The following is a 14,794-nucleotide window of genomic DNA, read 5'->3' as shown; positions in this document are numbered from 1 at the left end:
GGATATCGTGGAAAAAACTCGTAGAAATAAAATTATTTTAGCTTCTTTATTAGGGACAACTCTGCCCGCTGCCGCTCTAGCATTAACTATTCCTTTTTTGTACTCAAACAACGATTTAGTTGAGTACAAAATGGATACAACAGCACATCGTCAGCTTAAACAAGCTATTGAGCAAGCTCAACAAGTTTTAAATAGCAATCACAAAGCGGATTTTAAAGAAAACTTAATTAAAGAAGTTAAATTAGGCAAGCAACTTTTAGCTAAGAATACATTTAAAACAACTGATGACACTCGTTCAGTAATTTTGAGCATTATTGAACAAAGAAACAAAATTAGAGTTTTAGTTGCAAAAGCCAACACACTAAATTCAATGGGTTATAATTCAGTTGGAGCTAATAAACAATTAGCAATTAATTCTCACCATTTCACACAAATCTTTAAGCACTTTGACAGTTTAGTAACATTCGAGGACTTAAAACGCCATCAATTGGATTTAGCTAAAAAAACGGATTTAGATTTTGGCGCGACATTAGAACAAATTGAGAAATTAGCCTTACAAAATAGCATGGCATTATTAAGTTTAGAGACAAAAATCAATGTTTTTGAGCTTAATTTAAAAACTCGCCAAGATAACTTACACATTCGCAATCAAGTTCAAACAACCAAAGCGATTGTTGATTTTGTGATAAAACAAATTGAACGCCTAATTCCTACACGTGATCAAGCGCTTGTTTTAGAAAAACTTATTGATTCAGCCCTTGACAAATTGTACGCATTGGAAACAGCGAACAATGATGATTATGTTAAGCCAATTTATCAAAAACTAGTTAGTGCCAAGGATAATGTTGCTTCAATGCAACTTGAAGATGCAGTTAAAACTAAACTACTAGCCGAATTAGATTCAATTGAAGAATTTGTCCGTTTAAATAAAGGACTTTTACAAACGCAACTAAGTGACCAAAAACAGACTCTAGCTCAGATTATTGATAAATATCTAAGTGTATTTTGAGAACGCAATGCTCAATATTGAACAAATACTAACCAAGCTAAAGCCAATTTAGAAGATATTTTAAAACAAGCTCAATCTCAACAACAATTTATCCAAAAACAATTACAACAACCTTTACAAACTTTAACATCTAAGATACAGCAATTCATTAAAGACGGTAAATGAGAAAAAATTTATGAATTTAACTCTGATTTTATGCGTGAGTTCAACTTGCTTAAAATTGCTTCACAATTGTTGGCAACAAGTTTAAATTTAGCTCAAGATAACCAAAACGCAATCGCAAAATTAAATGCAATCAAATACAGTGATTTCTTTGCTTTTGTGCAAGACTTAAGTGCAATCGATGCTCAAATTTTAGCCAGCAAACAAATCAAGGAATTTTTCGCATCAGAGGTTGAAATTTTACAAAAGCAATTTGAAACAAGTGCTAATAATTCAAAAATTTTAAATTTAACCCCTGATTCAGAATTTACTAAACAAGCTAATGACTTAAATAAATTAAGTGCCAAAATTTTAGCGCAATCTGATTTAAATGTTGTAGCTGATCAGTTTGCAAGCGTAGCTAACCAAGTACGCCACAATGATAAAGTTATTCTAAATGCGCTATTTAAATCGTTAGAAACAGAATTTGCTAAGGACACTATTTCTGCTTCGCCACAATTGCAAAAACAATATAACTTGCTAAAAACCATTTTCCATGATTACTCGCAACCTTACTCAACAGCTTCAAGACTAGAACTTTCAGCTCAAACTCCATCTGTGCAAACTGCATCAGACCACGCTATTTATCACGCTTTTTCAATTCGTGAAAAAGCTATTTTAGCTAACAGCACTAATTCAATTCAATCTTCAAGCTCTGATTTAGAACAAATTATTGAGCAAACTTACAAGGACCTTAGCGATAAAGATGCGAAACAGAACTTAATTGACCAAGTACGTCACTATGCTTCGCAAGCTAAATTGATTGAACAAGACAATAATTTAAATCTTGAACAAAAACAAGCACAACTACAACAAGTTAAAACTTGACAAGAAATTTTTAAATCAAAAATTGCTTTTGCTAAAGACCTAGATGATTCAATTAAAGAAGCAACAAACATTTTAGATGCCAATGAAAATGATGATATTGCCATAACTTATTTTGCTAAGGAAATGAAGGAAATCATGGATTTGAAAAAGCAAGCTCAAGAAGCTTTAAAAAATCCAGGTGATGCAGATGTTGATTTAGTTGGTATTAACAACAAATTAAAAGAAGCGTTAGCTGATTTGGGTAATAAAATCACTAAGGCTGGTAGCGGTTCGACAGCAGCGGCAATTAAAAAACAAATTAAGGATACTTTTGCTCCTAAACGTATTAATGGGCAAGAGTCTTTAATGGAACAAAAATTAAATAAAGCTATTGAAGATTTAGCTAATGAAGCCAAAGCTAATCGTGAAAGTGATAAAACCGAGACCCAAAAACAATTGGAAAATGACAAAATTAAAAACAAAATGTTCATTTTACACCAAAGTATCAAACCTTTATCATACTTAGATTCTGAGAAAAAATATTTAGAAAATGATTTAAATGATGCTAAAAAACACTTAGCTAAATTAGTTACCGAAGCTAATGAATTACCTGAAGGTGAATTAAAACAACAAACCTTAGAAAAAATTAAAGAATTACAAAAAATTAACGAACAAATTCAGAGCAAAATTGATGCAATCGATAATTTAAGCCAAAATCTATTTGATCCAGCAGTTCACAACAAGGGATATATTGAATCATTGCTACGTGATTTAGCTAATTCACGTAAGCTTTTAGCAATCGAAGAATCAAAAGTTGACTTAACCAAAGAATTTGCAATTTTAGCCCAAAGCGAACTAAAAGCTAACGATTTAAAATCAAGCCAACTTGATCAAGAACCTTTTGCTCAACTTGTATCCGATTTTGATTTAATTAAAAAAGCAAAAGCAGACGCTGAGGATTTTGCAACTAATTTACAAAAAGAGATTGAAAACGACCAAAAAGTAATTGATGATAAAAGTAAACAACTCCAAGATCTTTATCGTGCTCGTTTAGATTTAACTGATTCAGAACAAATTAAACAAAATGCACAGGCAATTAGCAACTTGGAAAAAAGAGATAAATGAATTAAACTCTAATTTACAAACTAAAGAATTACAACTTAAAAATAGAGTTCACAATACGGCAACGACACTTGAGGCACATCAAGACTTATTAGCAACCTTAAATCAAGCCGCTAAAGAACTTGATGGCATTGATAAAAACGCCTTTCCTGAGCTGTATAAAAACTTAACTGATGCAATTTTAGTTAATCGAGCAGTATTATCAGGCGATTCCGAAGAATCGACTGGTCAAATTAATACTAAGTTATTTGCTTTAAAACAGGCTATAGACAAAGTAGCAGTAAGTAAAGAGGCTAAAGAAAAATTAAGCAAATTACAAGAAGTTAAAACAAATCAATTTAAAGAAGATGGTGACAACACGCCACGTGCAATTTTTGCTCAAATAGATGACCAAATTCAAAAAGAAATTGATAATTTCCAAAAAATTATTGACGACCCTAAATCAAGCAAAGTTCAAATTGAAAATGCTACCGAAGCAATGGAAAGAGCCATTGAGCGTCACAATGAGGAAAAATTACGTATCAGTCAAAGATTGGACAACGAAATTAAAAGTCTTGACGATTTAATTAACTCTTATGAATCTAAGGAAGATACCTTAGGCATAACTCACGATGCAAACAGTGAAATTGGTAAATTAAAAGCTGAATTTGAAGCTTTAAAATCAAAAACTAAGACTGACAATTCACCAAGTGCATTTGACCAATTAACTTCTGAAAAAATTCAAGCTGTTAAAAACAAATTGGATTTAGCTTACCAAAAAGATAAATTCTTCAGCAAGAAAAAAGAAATCGATGCCAAAATTAAAGATTTAGAAGCTAAAATCAATTCTAACCCTGCAGTGAATGGTGCTGGTGCAAACGGTAAAAGCGTTGTTGAACAATTGCGTGAAGCTGTTGAAGCAATGAACCAAGACACACAAAACAGTAACCAAATTTATGATACGGCTAACATCATCAAACACGTTGCTAAACTGGATGCTTTAAGCGATTTAATTACGACCCAAGATAAAATTATTGAAAAAGTTAAAACTGATACTGACAAATATAAAGAGCTAGCTACTCAATTTAAAGAAGCTAAAATTTTAGGCACTTCTGGTCAAGCGACTGCAAACAATCCAACATTAGAATCAATTCAAAACCTAACCCAAAATCTAGAAGACACCCTAGATAGTTTTTCCACACTGGAAGAAGTTAAAAAAGATGTTTCTAAACTTGTTGAAGACACTAAAAATGCATTTGATTCTAAAATCGCAACCGTAAGTTTTAGCGTTCCTGAAGTTAAAACTCAAATTGATGAGTTACTAAACTCATACCAAACTGAGATCAATAACATTAATCAAACAAGCAACTTACATGAAGACAAGAAAAAAGTTCATGCAGTTGAAAGTAAAACTAAGAAAGTTAGAAATAACATTGACCGTATCGTTGAATACGCTTCTAAGATTGATCAAGCTCAAACTAAACAAAAATCAGCTTCCGAAGCACCTTTAAGAGAAGCTCTTTCTATGATTAAAGAAACTCTGCAACAAAAAATCGACACAGCAAAAGCTGATTTTAAAGACTTTACTAAATTTGCCTCAGCCGAAAAAGAAATTGATACTGTTTTAGCAAAACTTGACAAATTTGAAATCGCAAATGCTAAGTTTAAAGAACTTAAAGCATTAATTGACGCTATTGAATACAAACAAGGTCATGATACTGCTATGACCCCGGAATCTAAAAAACAACAAATCAATGCATTTTTCAATAAATTAGTTGAATTTGCGACTGGAATGGTGGGTAATACTGACGACATTAGCATTCAATTATTAGGCAATACAGTTGAAAAAACTAAAGAGCTTGTTAAATTACAAAAAGAAAAACTTGCTAAATACGATACGTTAGGAACTTTTGAATTTGAAAGTCAAAATTACGGCTACGAAATAGATGTTAAAAACATTGGCGATATTGTTTTAAAATCGGTTCCCGAAGTAAAAAATCAAGTATTCGTTGCCACTGAATTAGATGACCAATTATCTAAGTTGCACAACCAATTAGAAAAAGATTCATCACAAGCCAAAATTCTTTATGAAGCTAGAAAAGCTGCTTTTGAACACATTCAAGAAGTATTTACCAAGGATAAAAAAGCGCTTGATGATGCGAAAACAGATGAAAACGACAAAACATATTCTGAACTTGATAAGGATATGGTAATTTACTTTAAGGAAGCGGTTGCTGACATCAGCAAAGTTCAACCAATTGATAAAGCGAGTGAAATTACTGCTAAATGAAAAACTTTTGATACAACAGTTGCTTTAAGACCTACTTATATGAAGTTAGCAAAAGTAGTTGCTGAAACCACTAAGAAAAAAGAAGAAGCAAGCAAAGAAAGTCACAAATCAACCTACTTGTTAGAAACAATTAATGGCACTGATGCGATGGTTGAAAAAATTAATAAAAAATCTGCTACAACAACAGCCGATAATTATTACTATCGCCAAAAAAACAATACTTTATTACAAAAAGATATTAATGATATTGAAGCAAATACTGCTAAAATTGATGTTTTCAGATTGCACTCGGAAAAAGAATCTGAGTTGAAAGATTCTAGTCTAGACGAACCAGCTAAAAAAATATTAGAAAAACGACTAACTTTATTTGCTGATGAAATTAGTAAAAATACATCAATTAGTACTGGTAAAGTTGAAACTCTTAAAAAAGAATATATTGAAGGTTCTCAATTAAGTTTTGCCACTCTAATTAAAAGTTCAGATGAGTTGAGTAAAACTATTAAAGAAGCTGAAAAATTCATTCCTACTGATGATGCTTATCTAAATTCTTCTAATGAATCATCCGAAATGATTGAATTGTACAATGAATTAAAAAAATTATTTGCTGAGGCTAAGGATTTATTAACAAACGTAACTCATGCAACAGATTATTCTCTTGAAGGTAAACGTCAAAACGTCATAGATAAAATAAGCAATGATTCATATGGAGTTATTTCTAAATTGAAGGCTCAGAAAACTCGTGAATTAAATAGTGCTCTTGTTGAAATTAACAATATAAAAACTTATATAAAAGAGAACTTCCAAAATGAAAACGGTGTTTGAAATAATGGTTTTGAATCGCTTGATATTACAACGGAAGCTAAGCAACAATTTGATGGTTGACAGAAAATAAAAACTTCAAACGAGTTTTTAGTAGATGTCAACAAAAAAATCGAATCTCAAAAAGAAAAAGTATTCACATATAGCAGCGATAGACTTAAAGCATTCAATACAATCTTTAAAAAATATATTGATTATTTAAATTCTGTTACCGTACCTTCTATAAATAATGCTCCTGAAACTCTTAGAAATTATTTAGGTTTAGATAAGTTTTTTGATGAATACGAAAAAGACTTGCAAGATGCTGAAGGTCTAGTTGCCAAAAATTATGACCAAAAACTTTATGAAGCTCAATCTCGTGCAATAAACAATCAATTCAATAAGTTGATTGCAGATTATAAATCATTGAATTCAATTTCTAGTTCAAGTTTAAAACAAGTCGAAAAAGATTTGGATGCGTTTAATGCTGAATTAAATGATAGCAATGACACACTTTATAAAAAAATTGAAGAAGCAAGCAAAAAAAATTCTGGTCAAGATAATATCAATCAACAACTAAAACAACAAATTGATAAAGTTAAAACTGCTATTACAGCCGTTGAACACAAAGAAACCTCATTCACGCCTTCTGGAAAATTAGACAACTTTAAAAATGTTGGTAGCGATTCTTCGCAAACTCAAGGGTATGAGCGTGTTTTCGCAAGTTATAAAGCCGACACTCAAAAAATGCTAGAAGCAATTGGTGAATTAGACAAACTTATCTATGGTCAAAACGAGACTGATGAAAGCAGTCTTCAAGGAGTTTATAATAATTTAATTACTAAATTAGACTTGACTGAAATGCTTCAACTAATTGCATCTAATAATCATAGAGAAAATAACGCAAACAACAAGGTATTTGACAGTTTAATCTCAGTGTATAACGCACAATACGATTCATTAAAAAACTCAAATAAAATAGCAACCGATGCTGTTTTACAGAATAAAAACAGCAATTTTGAACTAAAATTATCAGCTTTACAAGGAGTATACAACCCAGGTATTAGTTTAATTAAATGAATAAATGAAAAGCCGAACAAGTCATTATTCTTCAATGTTCTAACATTAGAAAATTCTAAAAAAATGAGAGATATTAAGCCTCTCTCTAAAAAACAAGATGGCGATAAAACAAGAGATTTATTATTTGAAGATTTTAGAGATGCAGTAAAAGCTCTAGATAGATCTAATAATAAAACTGAATTAGATATTACCAGTGAATCATCAATACTTGATTTATTTGAAAAATTCAATATTCTTAAAGGAAACGATAATTACTTTAATACGGACAATGTAAAAGTTTATTTAACTAGGGATTCAGCGAATTCTGATTGAACTCCAGAATTTCTCCAAGCAGACACATCAATTAAGAAAACAAAAATTAATCTAAAAATTAAGTACACCAAACCTATGAATGTGCCAAGCAATTTCTTTAAATTCGTTGATACATTTGAAATCGAATTCAAAGATATCTGAATTACCTTTAATACACTGAAAAAATTCAACATTATTAAATCTGATATGGTTTCAAATAACAGTACAAATAATGATGAATACCGTAGAAATAAAGCAATTTTCGAAGCATCAAAAGCTGGTTGAAGTAGTAAAACATTTGGAATCAATTTATTAACTATTTTTGCAAATAATGCTACTTACATGAAAGAAAAAGGATTGCAAATTTTACGTGAAGATGTTTCTTTTGAAGATGATAAGTGAAACGACGCTATCGACAACAAAATTGAAAAACATAAACAAATAACATCTAATTTTAAAGATGTGTCGCCTGAGTTATATAATGCGATTAAGACCCAAAGTAACTACGATTGATCAACATCTGGTGAAAAAGTTAAATATAAAATAAAATTAAATAATAAATTATTACAAGCTAAAGGTAAAAAATGAAAACCTGCTAAATTTGCAGGAAAACAATTTATGTTTTGATATCAAACAGGTTCTGATTTAACAAATGAAACCAATAACTTCAAATCTTTTATTCCTTTCTTCATTACAATACCTGTTGTCTCAGAAGATGGAACTCAGTATGGGGTAATTCACCTATACTATGAAAACTATATTGAAACTCAATGAAATAGTTGAGACGGATTCGCATTTAAAAATATTGTCCCTAATGGTCAAAGAAATAAAACACATTGATATTTATTCATTCCTGGGGGAGATAACCCTAATAAACTTCAAAGCGTAGTTAATTCAGAAATAAATAAATACAAATCAGTAACTAGTGATGAGAAAGAATTAAATAATATAAAAGCAACCGTATTTGCTGAAAATTTTGCAAAAATATATACAGATAAGTTAAATAAACCAACTGATAAACCCAATGTTTATAGAAACAACTCTAAAGAAAAAATTGATTCTTGAAGTGGACAAAAAATGTTCAATATTATTGACAAATATGAGTTATCAGTAAGAATTTATCCAGAAAATAAAGAAGGAGAAAGCAATGAGTAAAGCTAAAGGATTTGCAATAGGTGCAATTTCTATTTTAGGTGGAGCCGCAGCTATTGGTGGAACTCTATCTATAATTAGTAATAGATTTGAAGAAATCACTAATAAAGCTATACTAAGATATAGAGATTTTAATGAACCTTTTATTAAAAATTTAGATAATATTCTTTCTTCTGGTGATGATATCAAGCAATTAAAATATCTTTCTGACACATTAGAGGTTCAGTTGCACTCAGTTGAATTAAGTGCTTTGCAAAAATATGTTTTAATTCAGCAAATGGGTCAAAAACAAAAAGATATTATTTATCAATGAGCACAGTCTCAAATTGACAATGATACTCTTAATGCTAAATCAGTGTTGATTTTACGCCAATTATTAGAAGGTCAAACAAAACGTATTCAAGAACTTGATCTTAAAGCACAATTTAACTCGCTTGAATTAAGTAACTTAAAACTTTCGCTATATAATTTTTCATCACTATCAAAACAACAACAAACTAAGTGATTCAACGATTATAAACAAGCATTGGATTTTGCTTTAGATACTCAATTTAAGTTGGTTTCGCAACAACTAATGCAATACAAAAACTCCTTAGATGATAATGTTTTACAGCTTGAAAGACTTTTACCGACAAAAGCTTTAAAAGCTAAGGCTGTGCAAAACATTCATCAAATTGAGGACTCTATATTTGAGCCTTCATTCAGAATAAATGACTTAGCTCGCAATAAGCGTGTTGTTGAGCACATTTTAAGTGATGCTAAGAGTACTAAATTTGATGTTATCCGAGAAAAATTTGCGAACAATATGGATAAAATGAAGTCCTTAGTTAACGCTAATGTTGTTAACGTAGCACAAAATATTATTAACTATACCAATCATATTTATCCGCTAAGTTTAGATATACAAAATCAACTTCTGGATCTAAAAACAAAATTAAATGTTGATGCTAATATAGAATTTAACTATGCTATCATCAAAACTATTTTAGAATCGATTGAAAATTCCCAAAAATTAAGTAAAAAAGAGTTTATTGAGATTTTAGAACTAAATTCAGTAAATAATTACCTTTCACTTGCTCATCATTATTTACAACATACATCTCAATTATTAGACTCATCAGTTAGCGAAGCTGATTTAGACAATGCTTTAAACAATTTAAAAACTGCAAAAAAAATGATCGATTCATCAACATCATCTATTCCAGTTATCGTTAATGAATTCAAGTCATTTGTCAACTCATTTGCAAATAGTTTTACACATCTTGATAAGTTATTCAAATCACTTTCGACAGATAATGCTTATGTAAAAGTTCTATCAGCAAATGCCGACAATTACTCAAAAACTGACTTAATTAAGGGCATAACCAAGTACCGTAATTTAATCAATCAAATTTATGTGTCTGAGCAAAAATTAGCATTAAATACAAACAAACTAGATCTTTTAGCAACCTCAGAAACTGAAATAATTAACAAAGATGAAGTAGCTCAGTTCAAAAAAGAAATAAGAGAGATTGCAAATTCTCAACTTGATGTGGTTAAGGCTCTTGAATTAATTGAAACAAAAATTAATGCAATCGAATCGCTAATTGATACACGTAGCGAATTTAAAGAAATTGTTAATAGCGTTAAAAATAATGTTTTAGACTGAAACGTAACTAATGACCAAATTAGAGCTAAATATATTAGTAATCAGGCAGTGCAATTAGGAACTGACCTTATTAACCAAGTTCGTGATTTGGTAGTTAAAACTGAATTAGATTCAAATAAAATTGTTAATACAAAATATGCTCTTCGTGAACAATTACGTTCAATTCAAAAAATTCAGCTTTTACACTTACAAAAACAAACTCATTTGGACATAGTTAGCCTTAAAAATCTAGACAACTTAATTGCAACTAAATTTGATACAAAAACTGCACAAAAATACACAAAAAATGCAATAAATACTCATAATTTAGTTCAATTAGCCACACAAATTAATGCACAATCAAATGTTATTACGTCTTCTAAATTCAATCCAATTACATCAGAAGATTTACAAACCCAAATTAACAAGTATTTATTCCTTGTTAATGCTTTAGAACGTGCAAATACCCAAAACAAAAATCTAGTTAAATTATTAGAAGCTAAACAATATGCGCAAACAGCGTTTAATTCAACTCAATTAAACCCTGCTCAATATTCAAAAGTTGAGCAAGCTTATTTAGAAAATCTAGAAGCTGATTTTGCACAATATAGCAATTTAAATACCAAAATAAATGATGCTATTACAAATTTTGTTTCATTAGACAATTCACAATGAGATAAAAAACAATTAGAAGAAATTTTTGAATATGACAAGTTCAATAAAGCTAATAAAAAAACAACTAATTTAGCAAGTCAAAATCAACAAATTGCCATTTCAGGGGCAAAGGCAAGTGATATTTTGGACGAGTTAAGAAAAGCAAAAGCTGATATTATTGCACAACATGATGACCCAGATAGTTTTGCAGTTGAATTTGCTCAAATTGACGAAATTGAAGCACAATTATCTCAAAAATTAACTTCACCAAATGTTGATTTTGCTGAAATTGATAAACTGACGAAACAATCAGATGAGTTGTTGCACAAGGTTGTGCAAATGCGTAAAGACGGCTCACTGAATGTTAAGTTAAATAAGCTAAAAGATAAAATCGACTCAGTGTTTGAACCTAAGGATGAAACTAAAATGAGTCCGGGTGAAGCTAATATTCGTGCTCGTTGAAAAGATCTATACAATCAAGCACAAGATCAAAATTTAACTAAGGAAGAAAAATTGATTTTGCACGAAAAAATCAATGCACTACGAGATGTTATTGACAAGGTTAAAGAACTCGAAACAGTTTTTGATGCCTATAAAACTAAGGAAAATGAATACAGCAAATCAAATGAGGGCGGAACAAATGTTCCTACAGCCATTGCGGCAGCTCAAAATTTAAAAGATGATATTCAAACAATTTTATCTACAATTAGCCTAAATGAAAAAACACCAACAGCCGCTTTAATCGACCAATTAATTAGACAAGTAAAAGATTCGAACGCAGCGCTTGAATTAGCCTATGCTAAAGATAAAATTTTAGCCGCTAATAATAACTTTGAAACCTTAAAAACACAAATTCCTCAAGATCCCGAATCAGGAGAAGTGTTAAAAGATTCGATTGATAGGTTAATTAGTTACGCAAAAAGTAAGCAAAACATTGATTCAACTACCGATGCAAAAGATTCGCAAGAATTAATGTCTAATGAAGTTAAATTAGTTCATAGCTTAACTGAAGCAATTAAAGCAAAAGCTAAAATTGCTCAAAACTCATTACTACCCGAATCTGAAGCTAAACAGGATACAGATGTTTTGGCTAAAATTATTGCCCAAAACTTACCAAATGTTGAAACTGATCCAATAGATACTCCAGAAATAATCGCTGCTAAGGTAGCGAAAGTTAATAATGCAATTGCAGTCACCGAACAAAAACACGAGTTACGCAAAACTTTAGTTAATAACTTGCACAAAATATTACCTGCTGAACAAAATGATTGAAAAATTTATGGTGGTTTAAAAACTAAATTAGACGCCTTAGAAACTAAATATCGTAATATTCTAAATAGTGATCCAAGCACATATTCGCCAGAAGAAATAGAACGTCAAGAAAAAGAATTAAAAGCTCAAATTGCCAAATTAGAGCAAGAAAAAGCACAAATTGACAAAGATTACGAAGATGCTAAACAAAAAAGCGAACAAACTAAAAATGAACTAGGAAGCAGAATTAATATTTTAAAAGAACAAAATAAAGATTCATTCCCGATTCATTTCACTAATTATGAAGCAGCATTGGCCAAATATGAAGAGGAGATTGCTTCTCGTCCTAATTCAACAACTAAATCACTAAAAGAAAAAGAGCAAGCTCTAAAAGAGGCATACTTTAAAGACCTTGCAATTCATAAAAAAGAAGAATTTAAGTCTTTTGTTTCACAAGAAATTGATACATTAGACCATGCAGATAAAGCAAAAGTTAAAGATGTGGTAACTGCATTTAATAACTATGCAGAAGATTTAGTTAAAAAACCACTTGACGAATCTAAGGTTGAAGAATTTATCAATATATCAAGAGAAATGAAAGCTTATAACAAAACGCAAGCTGACATTGTTAAATTTATTAAAGAGCTTGAAGAGAGTGATGAACCAACTAAAGACAAAGCTCTACCACAATTAAAATTGCTTCTTGAATCTGCTTATCACCCAACTCAGCCCTATTCAGTGACTGATATTCAGAAAAAAACTGCTGAAATCAACAGAAAATGAGAAGAAATCAAAGCTGAAGCGGCAATTAGATCTGAAAACAGAATTCACAGTGAAAAAATGCAAGAAGGATTTAAAGATTTCGTTGCTAAACCAGAACTTTCAGATGGTAAAAACACCAAAAGAAAAGCGGCTAATGAATTATTAGAAAGTTTAAATCTTCAAGACAAAACCCCAATTAGTGAAAATAGCGTTGATAAATTAATGCCTGAGCTAGCCAACAAAGCATTAGCGAAACTTATCGAAGATAACAAAAAAGCAACAAGTCTTGAGCAATTAAGAAATGTTAAAGCACACATTGAAACTGTTGATAAAATTCAACCTTATATTGACGCTTTAGGTTTACAAATTGCTTCTGTTGAAGCGCAAAAAGATGATTTAGAAAGAGCGAATACTGAACTTACTCAGTCTTATGCCGAGAAATACTTATCAACTTTAATTACAAAAGCACGTGAAGATTATGGTCTATTAGCTAAGGTTGGACACGGTGAGCAAAACTTAAAAGACGCTTTCGCTAAACGAATTAAAGAACTTGACCAAGCTAAAGCACTGGTTAAAGATGTTAAAAAACTTGAAGAATTACTAAAAAACGTTGAAGAAATCAATAAAAACACTAACTATAGTGAGGTTAAAGGAATTCAAGGTAATTCAAACATTAAAACAGTGAATGAATGATTGCAAAAAATCGTTAATGAAGCTGCATATGATCAATTAAATCAAAGTGTTGAAGCTCAAAGAGCTAAAATTGAACAAGCAAGCTTAAAAGTTGAAGCGGCTAAAAAACACCTTGAAAAACAAAAAGAGGTAGCTGATAAAATCGCTGCTTGAAAAGCGCAACGCGATGCAGATTCAAAATATTCTTCAACACTAAAAGACGAAGAACAATTAACGTCAAATATGTGAAAAATACTGGTAGAATTGACAGCAACTACCTCAGATGTTGATACAATTAATTCTAAAACTCGTGCTTTAACCGATGCCTTAACTACTCAGGAGGCGATTAGAACAAAACGTGTTGAAACTCGTGAACTAATTGATTCGATTAAAGAAGAATCTTCATATGAGCAAGCAGGACACTATCCTCAGCTAAAACAGTTATTGGACACAAAAATCACTCAGTTAAAAACACAGAAACGCAATGCCGACACTATTGAACAATTGCAACAAGTTCAAGATGAAGTCGCCTTAGTTAAACAAATTTTGCCAAAACAAGTTGAATTGGGTGCTAAGGTAAGTGAAATTATTCAATTTAATGCAGCTTTAATTCCGCTAAATACTGAAATTGCACAGAAACAAACTGAGCTATCAAATGCACTGGCAGAGGCTGAAAAATTATTAGTTAAGGAAGTTCCAACTAAAGCCGAAATTACTCAGCGAATTGCTGATATAGATAAAACAATTAAGACTTTAGATTTACATAAAGCCAGAGTAAATGTTTTCCAAGAATGAACTGAAATAAAGCAAAAAGTTGATGACAATGACACAATATTTGCTGAGGAAAAGATAGCTTTAACTGAAATTTTACAGAGATTTACTACTGAATTAAACGCAATCAAGTTAGATGAAAACACTGACGCTACTCAGTTTAAAAATATTTTAAATAAATATATTGAGGGTGAAACTGAGCAATCAGTACCATATTTACTAAAATTATCAGAAGAACTATCTGATACTTTATCTAAAGCTAAGGACGTCTTAGAAACAAATGTTAGAGTAAGAAGGTGAGAATGTATCTTCAAGTGCTGTTAAAGCA

3 protein-coding genes are annotated in these 14,794 nt (G+C 30.7%); all 3 read left to right on the top strand.

Annotation, left to right across the window (positions count from 1 at the left end; genetic code table 4):
* Positions 1-7 precede the first annotated feature (7 nt).
* Genes MCFN_RS02380 through MCFN_RS02370 form a run of 3 tightly spaced genes read left to right on the top strand, consistent with a single transcriptional unit; the run spans position 8 to position 14,790 of the window.
* Positions 8-3,154, top strand: coding sequence for a hypothetical protein (locus MCFN_RS02380; RefSeq protein ID WP_038561980.1), 3,147 nt, complete (start codon positions 8-10; stop codon positions 3,152-3,154).
* The gene (locus tag MCFN_RS02375) at positions 3,102-8,732 is read left to right on the top strand and encodes a coiled-coil domain-containing protein (RefSeq protein ID WP_038561977.1); all 5,631 of its coding nucleotides are present in this window, start codon (positions 3,102-3,104) and stop codon (positions 8,730-8,732) included. Before MCFN_RS02380 ends, MCFN_RS02375 begins: the two co-directional genes overlap by 53 nt.
* A complete protein-coding gene (locus MCFN_RS02370; protein ID WP_038561975.1) occupies positions 8,725-14,790 on the top strand; it encodes a hypothetical protein in 6,066 nt (2,021 codons plus the stop codon). The genes MCFN_RS02375 and MCFN_RS02370 overlap by 8 nt, the downstream gene beginning before the upstream one ends.
* The last annotated feature ends 4 nt before the right edge of the window (positions 14,791-14,794 follow it).

This window comes from Mycoplasmopsis californica (genome assembly GCF_000695835.1).
GTDB lineage: Bacteria > Bacillota_I > Bacilli_A > Mycoplasmatales > Metamycoplasmataceae > Mycoplasmopsis > Mycoplasmopsis californica.
This window is presented reverse-complemented; position numbering and strand designations above follow the sequence as displayed.